Annotated in this window: 16 protein-coding genes; 9 read left to right on the top strand and 7 right to left on the bottom strand. The window is 62.9% G+C overall.

Features of this window, described 5'->3' with window-relative positions; all coding sequences use genetic code 11:
* Window positions 1-90 precede the first annotated feature (90 nt).
* Window positions 91-1,518: an arginine-ornithine antiporter gene (arcD, locus tag BLQ55_RS10170; RefSeq protein WP_092203940.1), complete on the top strand. Its 1,428-nt coding sequence runs from the start codon at window positions 91-93 to the stop codon at window positions 1,516-1,518.
* Window positions 1,519-1,649: 131 nt separating this feature from the next.
* Here the strand turns inward: arcD and BLQ55_RS10165 are convergent, their stop codons facing one another.
* From BLQ55_RS10165 to gap, 7 genes are all read right to left on the bottom strand, one after another.
* Window positions 1,650-3,005: a CoA transferase gene (locus tag BLQ55_RS10165; protein WP_092253684.1), complete on the bottom strand. Its 1,356-nt coding sequence runs from the start codon at window positions 3,003-3,005 to the stop codon at window positions 1,650-1,652.
* Window positions 3,006-3,039: 34 nt separating this feature from the next.
* Window positions 3,040-3,483 (bottom strand): YbaN family protein, encoded by a 444-nt coding sequence (locus BLQ55_RS10160; protein WP_092203936.1) that lies wholly within the window; start codon window positions 3,481-3,483, stop codon window positions 3,040-3,042.
* Window positions 3,484-3,603: 120 nt separating this feature from the next.
* A complete protein-coding gene (locus BLQ55_RS10155; protein WP_092253682.1) occupies window positions 3,604-4,194 on the bottom strand; it encodes a biliverdin-producing heme oxygenase in 591 nt (196 codons plus the stop codon).
* A 169-nt stretch (window positions 4,195-4,363) separates the two neighbouring features.
* Window positions 4,364-6,958 carry a TonB-dependent receptor gene (locus BLQ55_RS10150; RefSeq protein WP_092253680.1) on the bottom strand — a complete coding sequence of 865 codons (2,595 nt, stop codon included), beginning with the start codon at window positions 6,956-6,958 and terminating at the stop codon, window positions 4,364-4,366.
* A gap of 118 nt (window positions 6,959-7,076) precedes the next feature.
* Window positions 7,077-7,982, bottom strand: a complete 906-nt coding sequence (locus tag BLQ55_RS10145; protein WP_092203930.1) for a FecR family protein — start codon at window positions 7,980-7,982, stop codon at window positions 7,077-7,079.
* Window positions 7,983-8,125: 143 nt separating this feature from the next.
* Window positions 8,126-8,632 (bottom strand): RNA polymerase sigma factor, encoded by a 507-nt coding sequence (locus tag BLQ55_RS10140; RefSeq protein ID WP_092166018.1) that lies wholly within the window; start codon window positions 8,630-8,632, stop codon window positions 8,126-8,128.
* A gap of 204 nt (window positions 8,633-8,836) precedes the next feature.
* Window positions 8,837-9,838, bottom strand: a complete 1,002-nt coding sequence (gene gap / locus BLQ55_RS10135) for a type I glyceraldehyde-3-phosphate dehydrogenase (RefSeq protein ID WP_092203928.1) — start codon at window positions 9,836-9,838, stop codon at window positions 8,837-8,839.
* 230 nt (window positions 9,839-10,068) lie between these two features.
* On the opposite strand from gap, the gene edd reads away from it, so the two are divergent.
* From edd to BLQ55_RS10095, 8 genes are all read left to right on the top strand, one after another.
* Window positions 10,069-11,895 (top strand): phosphogluconate dehydratase, encoded by a 1,827-nt coding sequence (gene edd, locus BLQ55_RS10130; protein ID WP_092203926.1) that lies wholly within the window; start codon window positions 10,069-10,071, stop codon window positions 11,893-11,895.
* Window positions 11,892-12,851, top strand: coding sequence for a glucokinase (locus BLQ55_RS10125; RefSeq protein ID WP_092253678.1), 960 nt, complete (start codon window positions 11,892-11,894; stop codon window positions 12,849-12,851). The genes edd and BLQ55_RS10125 overlap by 4 nt, the downstream gene beginning before the upstream one ends.
* Before the next feature lie 185 nt (window positions 12,852-13,036).
* Window positions 13,037-13,768, top strand: a complete 732-nt coding sequence (locus BLQ55_RS10120) for a response regulator (protein ID WP_060738873.1) — start codon at window positions 13,037-13,039, stop codon at window positions 13,766-13,768.
* The gene (locus tag BLQ55_RS10115) at window positions 13,758-15,227 is read left to right on the top strand and encodes an ATP-binding protein (protein WP_092203922.1); all 1,470 of its coding nucleotides are present in this window, start codon (window positions 13,758-13,760) and stop codon (window positions 15,225-15,227) included. The genes BLQ55_RS10120 and BLQ55_RS10115 overlap by 11 nt, the downstream gene beginning before the upstream one ends.
* A 226-nt stretch (window positions 15,228-15,453) precedes the next feature.
* Window positions 15,454-16,713, top strand: coding sequence for a D-mannose isomerase (locus BLQ55_RS10110; RefSeq protein ID WP_092253676.1), 1,260 nt, complete (start codon window positions 15,454-15,456; stop codon window positions 16,711-16,713).
* A 116-nt stretch (window positions 16,714-16,829) separates the two neighbouring features.
* Window positions 16,830-18,131 (top strand): ABC transporter substrate-binding protein, encoded by a 1,302-nt coding sequence (locus BLQ55_RS10105; RefSeq protein WP_092203918.1) that lies wholly within the window; start codon window positions 16,830-16,832, stop codon window positions 18,129-18,131.
* 146 nt (window positions 18,132-18,277) lie between these two features.
* The gene (locus BLQ55_RS10100; RefSeq protein WP_092203916.1) at window positions 18,278-19,186 is read left to right on the top strand and encodes a carbohydrate ABC transporter permease; all 909 of its coding nucleotides are present in this window, start codon (window positions 18,278-18,280) and stop codon (window positions 19,184-19,186) included.
* On the top strand, window positions 19,179-20,024 hold the full coding sequence (locus tag BLQ55_RS10095; RefSeq protein ID WP_092253674.1) for a carbohydrate ABC transporter permease: 846 nt from the start codon (window positions 19,179-19,181) through the stop codon (window positions 20,022-20,024). Before BLQ55_RS10100 ends, BLQ55_RS10095 begins: the two co-directional genes overlap by 8 nt.
* The last annotated feature ends 2 nt before the right edge of the window (window positions 20,025-20,026 follow it).

The following is a 20,026-nucleotide window of genomic DNA, read 5'->3' as shown; positions in this document are numbered from 1 at the left end:
TAATGGCCGGGGTAATAATCCCTCGGACTTTGTGCGCGTGACGTTATTTATAAACGTTATGACGCATTATTTACTTAATGAGCGAGAAAGATGCCGCAGCCGATTGAAAAGTTACGACTCGGTGCGCTGGTGGCGCTGGTGGTGGGATCGATGATCGGTGGCGGGATATTTTCCCTGCCACAAAACATGGCGGCCCGGGCCGACGTTGGCGCGGTGCTGATCGGTTGGGCCATCACCGCCGTCGGCATGCTGACCCTCGCTTTTGTCTTTCAGACCCTGGCCAATCGCAAGCCCGAACTGGACTCGGGTGTCTATGCCTACGCCAAGGCCGGTTTCGGCGACTACATGGGCTTCTCTTCCGCGTGGGGGTACTGGATCAGTGCCTGGATGGGCAACGTCGGCTACTTCGTATTGCTGTTCAGCACCCTGGGGTATTTTTTCCCGGTGTTCGGCCAGGGCAACACGCCGGTGGCCATCGCCTGCGCATCATTGCTGCTGTGGGCGGTGCATTTCCTGGTATTGCGCGGCATCAAGGAGGCGGCGTTCATCAACCTGGTGACCACCATCGCCAAAGTGGTGCCCTTGGTGATGTTCATTGTCATCGCCGCGGTGGCGTTCAAGGCCGAGGTGTTCACCCGGGACATCTGGGGCGAGATGAACCCGGACCTGGGCAGCGTGATGGACCAGGTGCGCCACATGATGCTGGTCACGGTGTTCGTGTTCATCGGCATCGAGGGCGCCAGTGTCTATTCGGCGCGGGCGGAAAAACGCGCGGATGTCGGGCGTGCGACGGTGATCGGTTTCCTCGGGGTCCTGGCGCTGCTGGTGCTGGTGAACGTGTTGTCCCTGGGGATCATGAGCCAGCCTGTACTGGCGCAATTGCAGAACCCGTCACTGGCCGGCGTGCTGGAATATATCGTCGGGCCTTGGGGCGCGTTGTTGATCAGCCTCGGTCTGGCGGTGTCGTTGTTGGGCGCGCTGTTGTCCTGGGCGCTGTTGTGCGCGGAAATTCTCTATGCCACCGCCAGGGACAAGACCATGCCGGCGTTCCTGACCAAGGAAAACGCCAACCAGGCGCCGGTCAACGCGTTGTGGCTGACCAATGGCATGATCCAGTTGTTTTTGCTGATTACCCTGTTCTCCGCGGGCACCTATACCAGCCTGATCTACCTCGCTTCATCGATGATCCTGGTGCCGTACCTGTGGTCGGCAGCCTATGCGGTGTTGCTTTGCGCACGGGGCGAAACCTATGGGCAGGCCTCGGCCCGGCGCATGAAGGACCTGTGCATCGGTGGCGTTGCGCTGTGCTATGCGGTGTGGCTGCTGTATGCCGGCGGCGTGAAGTACCTGCTGCTGTCGGCGTTGTTGTACGCGCCGGGGGTGATCCTGTTTGCCCAGGCCAAGCGCGAACAGCGCCAACCCTTGTTCACCCCTGTGGAAAAAGGTGTCTTTGCGTGTGTGATGTCCGGGGCGGGCTTGGCGGCGTATGGGTTGTACAGTGGGTTTTTGACGCTGTGAGGCTTACCGCGAGGTTGAGGTGACGCCTTGTGGCGAGAGGGTTATGTGGGAGCAAAGCTTGCTCGCGAAACAGGCGCCTCGATTTCTGAGAGACTGCGTCGCTTCCATCGCGGGCAAGCCTTGCTCCCACATCAAGCTCCTTGCCACCGTGGCCGATGGGCGCCCAGCTCTGCCGCTGGCAAGGTCCATTGCAGGGGCGTCCCGGTGATTTTCAACGGCACCTGCAGGCGGTGGGCTGGGCCCCATGGGGTTTGTTCGACCACCAGGCCCTGATCGTTATCGTCTTCGGCGCGCAATGGCGTCGGGTCCCCTGGGCCTCGCTCGATCAACAGTTTCGCCGTGCGTGCCAGTGACAGGCGTGCCGAACCGCCCTGGCCGTTCGTCAGGCGGCGGGACAACAACACAACGGCACTGGCCGCCATCAGGTACCCGGTGCCGTGGTCCAGTGCCTGCACCGGCAGCGGTGCCGGTTTGTCGGTGTGTTTCCAACCCATGCCGGCTTCGGCAATGCCGCTGCTCATCTGCACCAGGCTGTCGAAGCCACGACGGTGCTGCCACGGGCCGCTCCAGCCATAGGCGTTGAGGCTCACGTCGATCAGCCCCGGGGCGACTCGCTGGCGTTGATCGGCGTCATAGCCCAGGCGTTCGAGAGCGTCGGCGCGATAGCCATGCAGGAGGATGTCGGCGTCCTTGAGCAGTGCCTCGAATACCGCGCGATCATCGGGCCGATGCAAGTCGAGGCGGGCGCAGCGTTTGCCCAGGGTGACTTCCGGGACCACGCCGGGTTCATTCCAGGTCGGCGGGTCGATGCGCAGCACGTCGGCCCCCAGGCCGGCGAGGAAGCGGCTGGCGACGGGGCCGGCCAGCACGCGGGTCAGGTCCAACACCTTGAGGCCCGCCAGTGGCTGGGTCACGGAGCCGAGCCAGGGCTTGCGCTGTTCGGCAGTCGTTTCACTCAGCTGCACCAGCGGTTCGGCATTCACCGCCATGCCTTGGGGATGGGCCTGCCAGGACTGCCACGAGCGCATCTCGGCGGCGCAACCGCCGGCATCGACCACGGCCTGTTCCAGCTCGGCCTTGTTCCAACGGGCCACCCTCGCCGCCATGTCGGCGCGGTCGGTGCAGGTGCCGAGGACTTTTTCCGCGGCCAGGCGATGATGCGGTGCGTTGGTGTGCAGGCGAATCCAGCCGTCGGCGCAGGCGTAGTCACCGGCCACCGGGTCCCACATCGGCGGCACGCTCCAGCCGATGGGGCGCAGGGAGGTGGAGAACCAGAACGACGCCAGGCGCCGGTCGACCTCGACGGGCGGAAGGCGGCCGGTTTGCTGGTGGATGAGCGCGGCGGCCGCCTGGCCCGCCACGGCGGTGCTGGCGCTGGCCAGTTCCGTGACGGCGAACGCCGAGGGCAGGGCGCCTTCGCCGCTGAAGGTGATTGGGGTCGTGGGCAAGCCAAGTGCGGTTTGCATGGACGTGAGCAGATCTGACATCGAAAGCCCTCCAGTACGAGAGGGCGATCATAGATCAAAAATCCGTTGGGGGCCGCTTCGCGCCCCAGCGGGAGCAAGCGCCCTCGCCACAAGTGCCCTGTGCCTGTTCCGGCCGCGACCAGATCCACAGGTTGCCCAGGCCCATGCCCACGAGCGCCAGGTAAACCGGCCAGCCGTGGTCGAGCATCACCAGCATCAGCCCGGCACACAGCAGCATGCTGGCGGTGGCAGCCACCTTGGCCCGGCGCGGGATGACCTTGCCGTTGCGCCAGTTGTGCAGCATCGGCCCGAACAACCGATGGTTCTCCAGCCAGGCGCTCAGGCGCGGCGAACTGCGGGTCGCCGCCCAGGCGGCCAGCAGGATGAACTCGGTGGTCGGCAGGCCGGGCACGACGATGGCGACCAGGCCGATGGCCAGGCTGGTGTAGGCGAGCAGGGCGAAGAGCAGTTGGGTGAGTCTGGAGGGCGTGCGGCTCATGTATTTCTATCCGACATGCACTTTACCTTGTGGGAGCGAGCTTGCTCGCGATAGCGGTGTATCAGGCAGCCAATAAGGTGGCTGAAAGTCCGCCATCGCGAGCAAGCTCGCTCCCACAGATCAAGCCGGCTCGGCCGCATAAGCCTGTTCCAGTAGCACGGTAAAGCGGTTGAACGCATCCAGCGCGCCTTTATCCGCCTCGGCTTCCTGCTGTTCGGTGAAGGCCAGGCCGTCGAGGGTGCGGGTGAAGGTTTTCCAGCCTTCGGCGCGCCCGCCGGCAGGTTCCGCCAGGTGCCGGGCGCCGAAGGTTTCGCTCAGCCCCAGGCCCACGGCACGCTTGATCAGGAACGCGGCGCCGAGCTTGGAACCTTCGGAGACGAACAACCAGCCCAGGGCTTCGGCCTGGGTCGGGTTGTTCACCGCACCGGCCACCGGCGCGGGGACTTCGGTGTCCAGGTCGGCGAGATCCGCCCTGGCTGCATCGGCCCGGCAACGGGCCGGCAGGTCGGGAATCAGGGCGGACAGCTCGGCGTCGTTGTACAGCGCCACCAGTTCCGACTGGAACAGGTACTGGGCGACGACGAAACGGGCGAAGCTGGCCGGGGTTTCGAACGGGGCGTGGGCCTTGACCAGGGCGTCGAGCTTGCTGTGAGGCTCGTGGGTGATCTGGTTCAGGCGTTGGGAACGTGAAGCGGGGCGTTGTGTGGTCATGAACAGTTCCTTCGAATTAGATTGTTTTGACGAGGGGCTGTGGGAGCAAAGCTTGCTCGCGAAACAGGCGCCTCGATCTCTGGAAGACCGCATCGTCTTAATCGCGGGCAAGCCTTGCTCCCACATGACTCTCCTCGCCACAGATGTTTGTGTTGCCTGGGAAATCGGGTCAGATATCCCAGATCAGGTTCACCGCGAAGTTACGCCCGGGCGCGGTCAGGCGGTCGAGGTTGGCGGGGCTCAGCACGGCCGCTTCGCCGACGCTGTCGTAGCCGCGCACGTCATCCCACAGCCAGTATTTTTTGTCGGTGAGGTTGTAGAGGCCGCCGCTGACGGTCACGTCGCGGGTCACCTTGTAGAAACCCGTCAGGTCGAGGATGCCGAAGCCTGGCGTCTTGAACTGGCTGCTCACGCCATCGGGCGAGTTGAAGTTGCTGTCGTCGACGCGGTCCTTTTTCTTGACCAGGGTCCAGCTGAGCAACGTGCCGAACTGCTCCTGGTCGTAGCCCAGGCCGAACACGCCGGTCAGCGGGTTGACGCTGTTGAGCGGCTCGCCGGTGTCGTTGTTGCGACCGTAGGCGTAGGCCAGCGAACCTTGGGTGTACAGGCCCTTTGGCGCGCCCAGCACGTCCAGCTCAAGGCGTCCCTTGACTTCGGCGCCCTTGATGGTGGCGTGCTTGATGTTGTTGCTCTGGAAGGTCAACTGGTCGGCACCGGGGGTGATGGCGTCCTCGTTGATGAAATCGCGGTACTTGTTGTAGTACACAGTCACATCGAACGAGCCGGAGTCGAAACGTCCACGCAGGCCGGTTTCGTAGCTTTTGCTTTTTTCCGGTTCCAGGTCGGCGTTGGGCTCCACGCTATAGCCGGCGCCAGGGTTGTCGAAACGGCCATACAGGGCCTTGGCGGTCGGGGTGCGGAAACCCTCGGCGTACTGCCCGTACCAGGTGTACTGGTCGGTCAGGGCATAGGTCACGCCGAATTTCGGCGAGACGCGGTGCCAGGTCTTGTTCTTGTCGCTGACCTCACCACCGCTGGTGGGGTCCACGGTGTTGAGGAATTCCTCGGTCAGGTGCGGCTTGAGTTGGGTGTAGTCGTAGCGCAGGCCGGGCGTGAAGGTCCATTTGTCCCAACTGATCTGGTCCTGGGCGAACAGGGCGTAGCTGTTGATGGTCGGGTCCGGGAAATCACTGGCTTTTGCCAGCACGTCCCGGGTACTGATGGCGCCCACCGCAGAGCAACCGACACCCACCGCCAGGCACACGCCATTGCCGCTGCGCGAGCCGGTGACTTTCTGTTGCTTGATCGTGGTGCCGTAGGTCAGCGCGTGATCGGTGTCGGCAATGCTGAAGGCCTTGTCCAGTTGCGCATCGAAGACCCACTGCTTTTCTTCGTAGAGGGTATCCCGGGTGCGCAGGACTTGGCGGGTGATCGGGAAATAGAACTCGGCGGTGCTCTGGTCGGTCTTGGCGACCTGGTGATTCAGGCTCCACTTGATGTGATCGGCCAGCAGGCTGTCGAGGGCGAAGCTGTGCTCCAGGCCGAAACGCTCGCGGGTGATGGTGTCGTTGCCGGTGCGCCACTGGTACATGCCGCCGGGCAATACAAAGTCGGGGATCGCCGGCTGGCCGTTGGCGTAGGGGCCGCCGTAGGCGCTTTTCAGGTCGCTGTCGCGGTCGTCCTTGTATTTCTCGTAGACCAGGCCAAGGCGCGCGTCATCGCTGTAGTTCCAGCCGAGCTTGGCCAGCACGTTATTGGCGCGCACGTCTTCCGGGTTGGCGGCGGTGCGGTCCAGGCCGGTGCCGTTGTGGCTGCCGTAGGATTCGGTTTCGTGACCGTCGCGCTGGCTGTAGTGCAGCAGGCCGTCGAATGGGCCGCTGCGGCCGGCGACGGTGGCGGACTTGAGCCAGCTCTCGTCGGCGGAGCTGTAGCCGGTCTTCAGGCGGGCGCCAACGTCCTGGCCGGGCTTGATAATGTCGTCCGGATCGAGGGTGAAGTAGCTGACGGCACCGCCTATGGCATTGCTGCCGTACAGCACCGAGGCCGGACCGCGGAGGATTTCCACGCGCTTGATGATTTCCGGGTCGACGTAATTGCGCTGGGTCTTGGCGTAGGGGCCGTTGAAGAAACCGCCGGGTACTTCCACGCCGTCGACCTGGGTCAGGATCCGGTTGCCGTCGATGCCACGAATGTTGTAGCCACTGATGCCGCCGCGCTGGCCCGCACCGCCCACCGACACGCCCGGTTCATAGCGCACCAGGTCCTTGAGGGTATTGACGTTGTTGCGGTCCAGTTCCTGGCGGTCGTGGACGGTGACCGTGCTGGGTACGCTGGTGATGTCCTGTTCCTGGCGGGTGGCGCTGATGGTCACCTGTTGCAGCTCCAGCGCGCTGCCGCTGCTGCGCCTTTCCAGCACGATGCTGTTGTCGCCCAGCTTGCGGTAGTCCAGGTGGGTCCCCACCAGCAGGCGTTCCAGGGCTTTTTCAGGCGACAGCGAGCCGTTCACCCCTGGTGACGCGACGCCTTCGGCCAGTTCCGCCGGCATGCCGACTTGCCAGCCGGTGACCGCGGTGAATGCATTCAAGGCCGAGACCAGTGGCTGCCGGGCGATGGCGAAGGTGTAGTCGCCCATGTTGCGGGCAGGGGGCTGCACGGTGGTGGCAGCCAGGGCGAGCGGCGCGGTGCCAGCCATCAGGATGGCAGCGGTGAGCAGTGACAGCGTGCAAGAGGGGGCAAGAAACCGGCAAGTAAGGCGAGAGGACATCGATAGCGCTCCGTGTCGCATCTGTTATAGGTGCAGATCGCATCGCTGGATGCGAATCAATTGCATTGGCTATAACGAGACGAACCAGCGGAGCCTATCGAGTAAAAATAATTCTCATTTAGTTCAAGATCACCAGCGCCGGGAATTCCTGAAGCCGTGCCGAGGTGATATGGGCCAGGGAGCGGACCACGTCCAACGGCTGATCGAGGCGGTAATTGCCGGTCACCGCGACACTGGCCAACTGTTCGTTATTGTTGATGATCCAGCCGGGGTAGTAGCGGCGCAGTTCGGCCAGTACCTGGCTCAGCGGCCGGTTCTCGAACACCAGCCGACCCTGGACCCAGGCCAGGTCGGTGTTGGCATCGAGGCGGGCCGGCCGGTCGAAGCCGTTGGGGCCGATGCGGATACTCTCCCCAGCCGACAGCCGCACATGGGTGTCGTTGCGATTGGCCCGCAGATCCACATCGCCGCGCTGCACCTGGACCTGGGCCACGCCGTCGAGGTAACGCACGGCGAACGTGGTGTCGCTGACGCTGGCGGTGACTGGGCCGGCGTCGATTTCCAGCGGCAGGGTGCGGTTGCCCGGGACCTCGAAGAAGGCCTCGCCCTTGTACAAGCGGGCCACGTACCGTTGTTCGTTGAACGTGCTGGAGAACGCCGAGTCGGTGTTGAGCAGGACCTTGGAGCCGTCTTCCAATTGCAGGCGCTGGCGCTCACCGACCACGGTCAGGTGGTCGGCCTGCAAGCGCAGGGGCAGGTCGCTGAAGTTGAACAGGCCGAGAAACAACACGGCGGCGGTGGCCAGGGGTTTCCAGTGGGCACGCAGGCGCGACAGCGCGGTGACCTTGGGCGCGGTTTCAAGTCGGCGGGCACTCTCCATCACCTGGGGGCCGTCCCAGATCGCCTGGGCCCGGGCGAAGGCCTCGCCATGACGTGGATCGGCCGCCAGCCAGGCCTGGAACTGCCGCGTCTGTTCCTCGCTGGGGCTGTCCAGCAGGATCAGCCAGTCCAGCGCCTGCTCCATGGCATGGGCGGTTTCCGGCGTCGGCGCAGGAGAAGGGGAGTTGTCCGTCACGGTGGGGTCTCGTTTCTCGGTTCAGCGGCAAGTTACAAGTTTCAAGCTTCAAGTCGCAAGCACAAGCCTGCACACAACTTGCAGCTTGAATCTTATAGCTGAAGTTGTCCCACACAGATCGCCATGATCAGTTTCAGTTCCTTTTGCACCGTGCTCAGGGACACGCCCAGCCGTTCGGCGATTTCCTGGTAGCTGTGGCCATGCAGGCGGCTGAGGATGAAGATCTGTCGTTGTCGCGGGCTCAGGGCCTGCAGGCTGACGTTCAGGCGCTCGAGCAGTTGCTGGGCATGGGCGGCGTCCTCGGCACTGCTTTGGGGGGCGACGACGTTTTGGACGACTTCCAGCGGCACGTCATCGAGCAGGGTCCGGGCCTGGATGCGCCGGGCACGCAAATGGTCCAGCGCCAGGTTGCGGGCGGTCTGGAAAACAAAGGGTTCGAGGTGCTCGACCGTGCGTTCGGCCAGTGCACGGGTGACACGCAGGTAGGTTTCCTGAAGCAGGTCTTCGGCGGTACTGGGGTTGCTGACCATGCGCTCGAGGGTGCGCAGCAGCGGCGTGCGCTGGGCAAGGAAGACGTGATGAAAGCGCGATTGACTCACGGTAGGGCCCGATCCGGTTCGAGTTGATGATAATGCTTATCATCAACGTTGCCGGTCAAGCCTTCATTCATTTCACGAATGTGAGCCCTTGTGGGAGCGAGCTTGCTCGCGATGATGGCGTGTCAGTCGCCATCGATGTTGGCTGATACACCGCTATCGCGAGCAAGCTCGCTCCCACAGAAAAGCTCGATACTGCCGTGTCAGTTATTCGGCGTTACACAACGCCAGGCAGTTATCCAGCATGCGGTTGGAGAAACCCCATTCGTTGTCATACCAGGCCAGTACCTTGAGCAGCTTGCCGCTGGCCTTGGTGTGGTTGGCGTCGAAGATCGACGACAGCGGGTTGTGGTTGAAATCGCTGGAGACCAGCGGCAGGGTGTTGTAGCCGAGGATCTTCGAATGCTGGCTGGCCTGGCGCAGCAGTTCGTTGACTTCCTCGGCCGACGCTTCGCGCTTGAGCTGCACGGTGAGGTCCACCAGCGAGACGTTGATCACCGGTACGCGCACCGCCATGCCGGTCAGCTTGCCGGCCAGTTCCGGCAGCACCAGGCCCACCGCTTCGGCGGCGCCGGTCTTGCTCGGGATCATGTTCTGGGTGGCCGAGCGAGCGCGGTACGGGTCGGTGTGATAGACGTCGGTCAGGTTCTGGTCGTTGGTGTAGGCATGAATGGTGGTCATCAGGCCGCTTTCGATGCCCAGCTCGCGGTGCAGCACCTGGGCCACCGGAGCCAGGCAGTTGGTGGTGCACGAAGCGTTGGAGATGATCTGGTGGGACTGGCGCAGGATATCGTGGTTCACGCCGTACACGACGGTGGCATCGGCGCCCTTGGCCGGGGCCGAGATGATGACCTTGCGGGCGCCGGCGCTGATATGGGCGGCTGCCTTGGAGCGGTCGGTGAACAGACCGGTGCATTCGAACACGACGTCGATCTTCTCGGCCGCCCAAGGCAGTTCGGCCGGGTTGCGGATGGCGCTGACCGAGATGCGGTCGCCATTGACCGTCAGGCTTTCGTGATCGTGCTGGACATCGGCGTCGAAGGTGCCATGCACGGTGTCGAACTTGAGCAGATGAGCATTGATCGCACTGTCGCCCAGGTCGTTGATGGCGACGATCTGCAGGTCGCGACGATAGCCTTGGGTATACAGTGCACGGAGGACGTTGCGGCCGATGCGGCCAAAACCATTGATTGCGATTCGAAGAGTCATTAACTGCGCCGCCGTCGATTTGTTGTTGGAATTACAAGATTATTCGCATAAAAATAGAAAACAAGCCTTTTTAGTGGCAATATTTTGTTTTATCTACAACGAGTGACCTGAATCAACTGGTCCGAATGGTCAAAAACCGTCTGTCGCCTCGCCTTCCATACAGCGTGCAGCGGGCTTTTGACCAGCATAGACAATCAGGTCGCCACACCCGTTAGCCTGGAGTTCTACACATGCATCCCCGCGTTCTTGAGGTCACCGAACGGCTTATCGCCCGCAGCCGCGCCACGCGTCAGGCTTACCTTGCATTGATCCGTGGTGCCGCCAGCGACGGTCCGATGCGCGGCAAGCTGCAGTGCGCCAACTTCGCTCACGGCGTGGCCGGTTGCGGCACCGAAGACAAACACCACCTGCGGATGATGAACGCCGCCAACATCGCCATCGTGTCGTCCTATAACGACATGCTCTCGGCCCATCAGCCCTACGAAACCTTCCCGGAACAGATCAAGAAAGCCCTGCGCGAGATTGGCTCGGTCGGCCAGTTCGCCGGAGGCACGCCGGCGATGTGCGACGGCGTGACCCAGGGCGAGGCGGGGATGGAACTGAGCCTGCCGAGCCGCGAAGTGATCGCGCTGTCCACGGCGGTGGCGCTGTCCCACAACATGTTCGACGGCGCACTGATGCTCGGCATCTGCGACAAGATCGTCCCGGGCCTGATGATGGGCGCGCTGCGCTTCGGTCACTTGCCGACGATCTTCGTGCCAGGCGGGCCGATGGTCTCGGGCATTTCCAACAAGGAAAAAGCCGACGTGCGCCAACGCTACGCCGAAGGCAAGGCCAGCCGCGAAGAGCTGCTGGAATCGGAGATGAAGTCCTACCACAGTCCCGGCACCTGCACCTTCTATGGCACCGCCAACACCAACCAGTTGCTGATGGAAGTGATGGGCCTGCATTTGCCGGGCGCCTCGTTCGTCAACCCGAACACGCCGCTGCGCGATGCCCTGACCCGTGAAGCGGCGTTCCAGGTGACGCGCATGACCAAGCAAAGCGGCAATTTCATGCCCATCGGCGAAATCGTCGACGAGCGCTCGCTGGTCAATTCCATCGTTGCGCTTCACGCCACCGGCGGCTCCACCAACCACACCCTGCACATGCCGGCCATCGCCATGGCGGCGGGTATCCAGTTGACCTGGCAGGACATGGCCGACCTCTCCGAGGTAGTGCCGACCCTGAGCCACGTCTACCCGAACGGCAAGGCCGACATCAACCACTTCCAGGCGGCCGGCGGCATGTCGTTCCTGATCCGTGAGTTGCTGGAAGCCGGCTTGCTGCATGAAAACGTCAACACCGTGCTCGGCCACGGCCTGAGCCGCTACACCCAGGAACCGTTCCTGGAGGATGGCGAATTGGTGTGGCGCGACGGCCCGATCGAAAGCCTCGACGAAAACATCCTGCGCCCGGTGGCCCGCGCGTTCTCGCCGGAAGGTGGGTTGCGGGTGATGGAAGGCAACCTGGGCCGTGGGGTGATGAAGGTCTCGGCCGTGGCCCTGGAAAACCAGATTGTCGAAGCCCCGGCCATGGTCTTCCAGGACCAGCAGGACCTGGCGGACGCATTCAAGGCCGGCCTGTTGGAAAAGGATTTTGTCGCGGTGATGCGCTTCCAGGGCCCGCGCTCCAACGGCATGCCGGAGCTGCACAAGATGACGCCATTCCTGGGGGTGTTGCAGGACCGTGGCTTCAAAGTGGCGCTGGTGACCGACGGGCGCATGTCCGGCGCGTCGGGGAAAATCCCGGCGGCCATTCATGTCAGTCCCGAAGCTTATGTCGGTGGTGCGTTGGCCCGGGTGCAGGAGGGCGATATCATCCGTGTCGATGGCGTCAAAGGCACTTTGGAATTGAAGGTGGACGCCGAGGAATTCGCCGCGCGCACGCCGGCCAAGGGCCTGTTGGGCAACAACATCGGCACCGGCCGCGAGCTGTTCGGTTTCATGCGCATGGCCTTCAGCTCGGCGGAGCAGGGCGCCAGCGCCTTCACATCTGCCCTGGAGACGCTTAATTGAAACTGGCTTTGGTCGGTGACATCGGTGGGACCAACGCACGCTTCGCGCTGTGGAAAAACCACACCCTGGAAAACATCCAGGTGCTGGCAACGGCGGATTACGCCTGCCCGGAAGATGCCATCCAGGTGTACCTGAGCGGCCTGGGCCTGAAACCGGGCGCCATCGGCTCGGTGTGCCTGTCGGTGGCCGGTCCCGTGAGCGGCGATGAGTTTCGCTTTACCAACAATCACTGGCGCCTGAGCAATCTGGCGTTCTGCCAGACCCTGCAGGTAGAGAAGCTGTTGCTGGTCAACGACTTCTCGGCCATGGCCCTGGGCATGACCTGCTTGCGTCCCGATGAGTACCGGGTCGTGTGCGAAGGCACCCCGGAGCCGATGCGTCCGGCGGTAGTGATCGGGCCGGGTACCGGGTTGGGCGTCGGCACGCTGCTGGATCTGGGGGAGGGCCGTTTCGCCGCGTTGCCGGGGGAGGGCGGCCATGTCGACCTGCCCCTGAGCAGCCCGCGGGAAACCCAGCTGTGGCAGCACATCTACAACGAGATCGGCCACGTCAGCGCCGAAACCGCCTTGAGCGGCAGCGGTTTGCCTCGGGTGTACCGGGCCATTTGCGCGGTGGACGGCCATGTGCCGGTACTCGACACCCCCGAATCCATCACCGCGGCCGGCCTGGCCGGCGACCCCATCGCCCTGGAAGTGCTCGAGCAGTTCTGCCGCTGGCTGGGGCGCGTGGCCGGCAACAACGTGTTGACCCTGGGCGGACGCGGCGGCGTCTACATCGTCGGTGGCGTGGTCCCGCGCTTTGCCGATTTCTTCCTCGAGAGCGGTTTCGCTCGCTGCTTCGCCGACAAGGGTTGCATGAGCGATTACTTCAAGGGCATTCCGGTCTGGCTGGTGACCGCGCCATACTCCGGGCTGATGGGCGCGGGCGTGGCGCTGGAGCAATCCGCCGCCGCCTGAGGTTCGATAGGTACCCCACCTGTGGGAGCGAGCTTGCTCGCGATGACGGAGTGTCAGTCGCCATTGAGGTTGACTGTTGCACCGCTTTCGCGAGCAAGCCCGCTCCCACAGAGTTTTTGTGGTGTGTTTGTAGGCCTTGTCCATCAGGCATAATCGCCCCAATCCAAACAACAAGGACGAGGCCCGTGAGTTCAGTAAACAAATCGATTTTGTTGGTCGACGACGACCAGGAGATTCGCGAACTGCTGGACACCTACCTCAGCCGTGCGGGGTTTCAGGTGCGGACCACGCCCGACGGCGCCGGGTTTCGCCAGGCGTTTAACGATGCACCGAGCGACCTGGTGATCCTCGATGTGATGCTGCCCGATGAAGACGGTTTCAGCCTTTGCCGCTGGGTTCGCCAGCACCCACGCCAGGCTCATGTGCCGATCATCATGCTGACCGCCAGTTCCGACGAGGCCGACCGGGTCATCGGTCTTGAGCTGGGCGCCGATGATTACCTGGGCAAGCCTTTCAGCCCGCGTGAATTGCAGGCGCGCATCAAGGCGCTGCTGCGCCGGGCGCAATTCGGCCAGGAACGCTCCGGCGGTGAAGTGCTGGCCTTCGATGAATGGCGGCTGGACATGGTCAGTCATCGGCTGTTCCACACCGACGGTGAAGAAGTGATTCTCTCCGGCGCCGACTTCGCCCTGCTCAAGCTGTTTCTCGATCATCCCCAGGAAATCCTCGACCGCGACACCATCGGCAATGCGACCCGTGGCCGTGAGTTGATGCCCCTGGACCGGATCGTCGACATGGCGGTCAGTCGCCTGCGCCAGCGCCTGCGTGACACCGACAAACCACCGCGGCTGATTCGCACGGTGCGTGGCAGCGGTTATCAACTGGCGGCCAGTGTGGTTGCCAGCAATGGGCATTGACTGGATCAGGAAAATCGCCCGGCGGGTACCGGTCCCGCACTCGTTGCTGGGCCGGATGCTGCTGCTGACCTTGCTGGTGGTGTTGTTCGCCCAGACCTTGTCCAGCCTGATCTGGGTCTCGCAACTGCGCGCCACCCAGCTCGAAGGCCTGGTCACCAGCGCCCGTAGCCTGGCCCATTCGATGACCGCCAGCGTCAGTTACTTGCGCTCGCTGCCGGTGGCATACCGGCCATTGGTGCTGGACCAGCTGCGCAGCATGGGCGGTACGCGGTTCGTCGTCACCCTCAACGACAAGCCCCTGGGCATGGATGTGCTGCCGGTAACACCGCGCAAGCAGGCGGTGCTCAAGGCCGTGGATGAAGTGCTGCGTCGCTCCTTGGGCGCTAACGCCGATATCTCGGTGACGTTTGTCAGCCCCGACGACCTGCGGATTTTCAACGCCGGGCTCAAGCTCGATGAGCTGCCCCGTTCGTGGGCCCACTATGCCCTGACGCTGGAACCGGTGAATCCGCCGGTGCTGGTCACGCAGATCCAGATGGCGCCGGGGGAATGGCTGTACATCGCCTCGCTGCTGCCCGAACCCTACACCAGCCTCGAAGAACAAGACTTGCCCAAGCAACAGGTCGGTTTCATCGTGCTCACCAGCAGCCTGTTGTTGCTGTTCATCGGTTTGCTGGTGCATTGGCAGAGCCGGCCCCTCAAGCGTCTGGCCCGGGCCGCCCGTGACATGTCCCTGGGCGCCGAAGTGGAACCGGTGGCCGAGGGCGGTGGCAGCGAAGTGGTGGAAGTGGGGCGAGCGTTCAATGCCATGCGCGAACGCATCAGCCGCTACCTGACGGAGCGCAGCCAGTTGTTCAGCGCGATTTCCCACGACTTGCGCACACCGATCACTCGATTGCGGCTGCGGGTCGAGCTGCTGGAGGATGAAAACCTGCAAGCCAAGTTCGGCCGTGACCTGGATGAACTGGAGCTGCTGGTCAAAGGCGCGCTGCAATGCGTCAAGGACACCGACATCCACGAAAACATCGAGCCGGTGGACCTCAACCATGTACTCGATTGCCTGGTGGAGCCTTACCTGGCGCCCAACGGCAATGGCCGGGTGACCCAGGATGGCCGGGCGCTGGCGCCGTATCCCGGCAAGCCGCTGGCCCTCAAGCGCTGCATCGGCAACCTGATCGACAATGCCTTGAAATACGGGCAGAACGCCCACCTGCACATCGATGACGATGAAACCGCGTTCATCCTGCACGTCGACGATGAAGGGCCGGGGGTGCCGGAACAGCGCCTGGAGCAAGTCTTCGAACCGCACTTCCGTCTCGCCGGGCAACAGCAGGGATATGGCCTGGGCCTGGGCATCGCCCGCAATATCGCCCACAGCCATGGGGGGGAGGTGAGCCTGCAAAACCTGCGTGAGGGTGGGTTGCGGGTGACGTTGCAGTTGCCTCGCAGTGTGGATTGATCAGACCGCGTCATCGTTCATCGCGAGCAGGCTCGCTCCCACAAGGATTGTGAATGCCGAAGACCCAGTGTGGGAGCGAGCTTGCTCGCGATGACGCCAGTCGTCCCAACCCATCTTTCCCCATCAAATGTCACAAGCCGGTGACATAACTCGCCCCTTTCGTTACCTGCCGCCGGCCATCCCTTGTTTAGACTCCCTGCGTCAAAACAACAAAAAAGGTACCTCGATGGACACCTTCCAACCGGCCTTCAGCAGTTGGCTGAACGCCCCTGCCCACCAGCAATGGCTTGCCGATGAAGGCTTGCGGCTGCTGGCGTTCGCCAAGGCCTCGAAGCTGCCGGACGGCTTTGGCAACCTGGATGAGCTTGGCCGCCTGCCGGCCGATGCCCGGGCCGAAACCATGAACACCGCGCGCATGACCCACAGCTTCGCCATGGCTCACATCCAGGGCCTGCCGGGTTTTGCCGAGTTGGTGGACCACGGCATCCAGGCCCTCAGCGGCCCCTTGCGCGACGCCGAGCGCGGTGGCTGGTTCGCCACGACGCGGCCTGATGAAGACGGTGCTGGCAAGGCGGCCTACCTGCATGCCTTCGTTGCCCTGGCGGCCAGTTCCGCTGTGGTGGCCCGGCGTCCTGGCGCTACGGCGTTGCTGGACGAAGCGGTGCGGATCATCGATGAGCATTTCTGGTGTGAGGAGGAGGGTGCGTTGCGCGAATCCTTCAACCGCGACTGGAGCGAGGAAGAGGCCTATCGCGGCGCCAACAGCAACATGCACGCCACCGAAGCCTTCCTGGCCCTGGCCGATGCCACCGACGATCCTCGTTGGCTGGCCCGTGCCCTGCGTATCGTCGAACGGGTGATCCACGGCCATGCAGCCGCCAACGACTACCTGGTGGTGGAGCATTTCGACCGCCACTGGCAGCCGCTGCGCGAATACAACCAGGACAATCCTGCCGATGGTTTCCGCCCCTACGGCACCACCCCCGGCCACGGTTTCGAATGGGCGCGGCTGCTGCTGCACCTTGAAGCCGCACGGGTCCAGATTGGCATGCTGACCCCGGGGTGGCTGGCCCAGGACGCGCAAAAACTCTTCGACCAGAACTGCCGCCATGGCTGGGATATCGATGGCGCGCCGGGCATTGTCTACACCCTGGACTGGGACAACCGCGCCGTGGTTCGCCACCGCCTGCATTGGGTCCACGCCGAAGCGGCGGCCGCTGCCAGCGCCTTGCTCAAGCGCACCGACGAGGCGAAGTACGAAGCCTGGTACCGGTGCTTCTGGGAATTCTGTGACAAACATTTCATCGATCGCTGCAACGGCAGCTGGCATCACGAACTCGATCCGCAAAACCGTCCCAGCGCCGATATCTGGCCGGGCAAGCCGGACCTGTATCACGCCTGGCAGGCGGTCTTGATTCCGCGCCTGCCCCTGGCACCGAGCATGGCGTCAGCCCTGGCGCGGTTATCCAGCCCTGCGGCTGTGTAACCATGTCGTGACATTTGCACGTCCCTTCGTTACCTGCGAAGGGATTCCCTCTGATTAGAATCCATGCAGCGCAAGCACCAGACTTGCATGCATAACAACAAGAAAGGTAATTCTAGATGAATGCGATTTCTCGCCTCGCTACTGTCATTTCTCTTGCTTCCCTGCTTCCCGTCGCAGCCTTCCCTGTCACTACCCTTGCCGCCGAATCCAAAGGTTCCGTGGAAGTCGTCCACTGGTGGACGTCGGGTGGTGAAAAAGCCGCGGTCGATGTGCTCAAGGCCCAGGTAGAGAAAGACGGCTTTACCTGGAAGGACGGCGCTGTCGCCGGTGGTGGCGGTTCCACTGCCATGACCGTGCTCAAGAGCCGTGCCGTGGCCGGCAACCCACCGGGTGTCGCCCAGATCAAGGGCCCGGACATCCAGGAGTGGGCGTCCACCGGGCTGCTCGACACCGACATCCTCAAGGACGTTGCCAAGGCCGAGAAGTGGGACAGCCTGCTCGACAAGAAAGTCTCCGATACCGTGAAGTACGACGGTGACTACGTCGCCGTGCCGGTGAACATCCACCGCGTCAACTGGCTGTGGATCAACCCGGAAGTCTTCAAGAAAGCCGGTATCACCAAGAACCCGACCACCCTCGAGGAATTCTACGCGGCCGGCGACAAGCTCAAGGCCGCGGGCTTCATTCCGCTCGCCCACGGTGGCCAGCCTTGGCAGGACAGCACCGTGTTCGAAGCCGTGGTGCTCTCGGTGATGGGGGCCGATGGCTACAAGAAGGCCCTGGTCGACCTGGACAACAAGGCCCTGACCGGTCCGGAAATGGTCAAGGCCCTGACCGAATTGAAGAAAGTCGCGACCTACATGGACGCCGACGGCAAGGGCCAGGACTGGAACCTGGAGGCGGCCAAGGTCATCAACGGCAAGGCCGGCATGCAGATCATGGGTGACTGGGCCAAGAGCGAGTGGACCGCGGCGAAGAAAGTCGCCGGCAAGGACTACGAGTGCGTGGCCTTCCCGGGCACCGACAAGGCCTTCACCTACAACATCGACTCCCTGGCGGTGTTCAAGCAGAAGGACGCGGGCACTGCGGCTGGCCAGCAGGATATCGCCAAGGTCGTGCTGGGCGAGAACTTCCAGAAGGTCTTCAGCATCAACAAGGGCTCGATCCCGGTGCGCAACGACATGCTGGGCGACATGGCCAAGTACGGTTTCGATTCCTGTGCCCAGACCGCGGCCAAGGACTTCCTGGCGGACGCCAAGTCCGGCGGCCTGCAACCGAGCATGGCGCACAACATGGCGACCACGCTGGCGGTACAGGGTGCGTTCTTCGATGTGGTGACCAATTACATCAACGACCCGAAAGCAGACCCGGCTGATGCAGCCAAGAAGCTGGGTGCTGCGGTTCAGTCTGCCAAGTAATTTGCGCCGCGGTCCCTTGTGGTGTGGGAGCGAGCTTGCTCGCGATAGCGGAATGTCAGGCAGCAGAGAGTCACTGACACACCGTCATCGCGAGCAAGCTCGCTCCCACAAAGGGATGCCCTTGTAACCTTGTTTTGGATCTTCCCATGAGTTCTGTTGCTGTGTTCAGCAAGGCCTCGCCGTTCGATGTATTGCAGCGCTGGCTCCCGAAACTGGTGCTGGCGCCGAGCATGTTCATCGTTCTGGTGGGCTTCTATGGCTATATCTTGTGGACGTTCGTCCTGTCGTTCACCACCTCGACGTTCTTGCCGAACTACAAATGGGCCGGCCTGGCGCAATACGCGCGGCTGATGGACAACGACCGCTGGTGGGTGGCGAGCAAGAACCTGGTGCTCTTTGGTGGCATGTTCATCGGCATCACCCTGGTGATCGGCGTGCTGCTGGCGGTGTTTCTCGACCAGCGCATTCGTCGCGAAGGTTTCATCCGCACCATTTACCTGTACCCGATGGCGCTTTCGATGATCGTCACCGGTACGGCCTGGAAATGGCTGCTCAACCCGGGCATGGGCCTGGACAAATTGTTGCGTGACTGGGGTTGGGAAGGCTTCCGCCTGGACTGGCTGATCGACCCGGACCGCGTGGTGTACTGCCTGGTGATCGCGGCGGTGTGGCAGGCCTCGGGCTTCATCATGGCGATGTTCCTGGCCGGCCTGCGGGGTGTCGATCAATCGATCATCCGTGCCGCGCAGATCGATGGCGCGAGCATGCCGCGCATCTACTGGAAAGTGGTGTTGCCGAGCCTGCGCCCGGTGTTCTTCAGCGCCGTGATGATCCTGGCGCACATCGCGATCAAGAGCTTCGACCTGGTGGCGGCGATGACGGCCGGTGGCCCGGGTTATTCCTCCGACCTGCCAGCGATGTTCATGTATTCCTTCACCTTCAGTCGCGGCCAGATGGGCATGGGCTCGGCCAGTGCAATCCTGATGCTCGGTGCGATCCTCGCAATCATCGTGCCCTACCTGTACTCCGAGCTGAGGACCAAGCGTCATGACTAGTCTCGCTGCCAAACCTTCCATCAGCCTGAGTCGCATCGCGATCTACGCGGTGCTGATCGTCGCCGTACTGCTTTACCTGGTGCCATTGGTGGTCATGTTGTTGACCAGCTTCAAGACGCCGGAGGACATCAGCACCGGCAACCTGCTGAGCTGGCCGACCGTGGTCAGCGGCATCGGCTGGGTCAAGGCGTGGGCCACGGTGGACGGCTATTTCTGGAACTCGATCAAGATCACCGTCCCGGCGGTGCTGATCTCTACCGCCATCGGTGCCTTGAACGGCTACGTGTTGTCGATGTGGCGTTTTCGCGGTTCGCAGTTGTTCTTCGGCCTGTTGCTGTTCGGGTGCTTCCTGCCGTTCCAGACGGTCCTGCTGCCGGCCTCGTTCACCCTCGGCAAGATGGGCCTGGCCAGCACCACCACCGGCCTGGTGTTCGTGCACGTGGTCTATGGCTTGGCGTTCACCACGCTGTTCTTCCGTAACTACTACGTGAGCATTCCCGACGCACTGGTGAAGGCGGCGCGACTGGACGGTGCGGGTTTCTTCACCATCTTCCGGCGGATCATCCTGCCGATGTCCACCCCGATCATCATGGTGTGCCTGATCTGGCAGTTCACGCAGATCTGGAACGACTTCCTGTTCGGCGTGGTGTTCTCCAGCGGTGATTCGCAGCCCATCACAGTGGCGCTGAACAACCTGGTCAACACCAGTACCGGGGCCAAGGAATACAACGTGGACATGGCGGCGGCGATGATCGCCGGGCTGCCGACCCTGCTGGTCTATGTGGTGGCAGGCAAGTATTTCGTGCGCGGCCTGACGGCCGGCGCAGTCAAGGGGTAATC

Source organism: Pseudomonas sp. NFACC13-1 (genome assembly GCF_900104425.1).
Lineage (GTDB): Bacteria > Pseudomonadota > Gammaproteobacteria > Pseudomonadales > Pseudomonadaceae > Aquipseudomonas > Aquipseudomonas fluorescens_AA.
Note: the sequence above shows the minus strand (reverse complement) of the source record. Positions and strands in the feature narration are given on the sequence as shown.

What these genes read in the sequence shown, in the direction of transcription:
- arcD (WP_092203940.1), top strand. Translation starts at nt 91, where the DNA reads ATGCCGCAGCCGATTGAAAAGTTACGACTCGGTGCGCTGGTGGCGCTG.
- BLQ55_RS10165 (WP_092253684.1), bottom strand. Translation starts at nt 3,005, where the DNA reads ATGTCAGATCTGCTCACGTCCATGCAAACCGCACTTGGCTTGCCCACG.
- BLQ55_RS10160 (WP_092203936.1), bottom strand. Translation starts at nt 3,483, where the DNA reads ATGAGCCGCACGCCCTCCAGACTCACCCAACTGCTCTTCGCCCTGCTC.
- BLQ55_RS10155 (WP_092253682.1), bottom strand. Translation starts at nt 4,194, where the DNA reads ATGACCACACAACGCCCCGCTTCACGTTCCCAACGCCTGAACCAGATC.
- BLQ55_RS10150 (WP_092253680.1), bottom strand. Translation starts at nt 6,958, where the DNA reads ATGTCCTCTCGCCTTACTTGCCGGTTTCTTGCCCCCTCTTGCACGCTG.
- BLQ55_RS10145 (WP_092203930.1), bottom strand. Translation starts at nt 7,982, where the DNA reads ATGGAGCAGGCGCTGGACTGGCTGATCCTGCTGGACAGCCCCAGCGAG.
- gap (WP_092203928.1), bottom strand. Translation starts at nt 9,838, where the DNA reads ATGACTCTTCGAATCGCAATCAATGGTTTTGGCCGCATCGGCCGCAAC.
- edd (WP_092203926.1), top strand. Translation starts at nt 10,069, where the DNA reads ATGCATCCCCGCGTTCTTGAGGTCACCGAACGGCTTATCGCCCGCAGC.
- BLQ55_RS10115 (WP_092203922.1), top strand. Translation starts at nt 13,758, where the DNA reads ATGGGCATTGACTGGATCAGGAAAATCGCCCGGCGGGTACCGGTCCCG.
- BLQ55_RS10110 (WP_092253676.1), top strand. Translation starts at nt 15,454, where the DNA reads ATGGACACCTTCCAACCGGCCTTCAGCAGTTGGCTGAACGCCCCTGCC.
- BLQ55_RS10105 (WP_092203918.1), top strand. Translation starts at nt 16,830, where the DNA reads ATGAATGCGATTTCTCGCCTCGCTACTGTCATTTCTCTTGCTTCCCTG.
- BLQ55_RS10100 (WP_092203916.1), top strand. Translation starts at nt 18,278, where the DNA reads ATGAGTTCTGTTGCTGTGTTCAGCAAGGCCTCGCCGTTCGATGTATTG.
- BLQ55_RS10095 (WP_092253674.1), top strand. Translation starts at nt 19,179, where the DNA reads ATGACTAGTCTCGCTGCCAAACCTTCCATCAGCCTGAGTCGCATCGCG.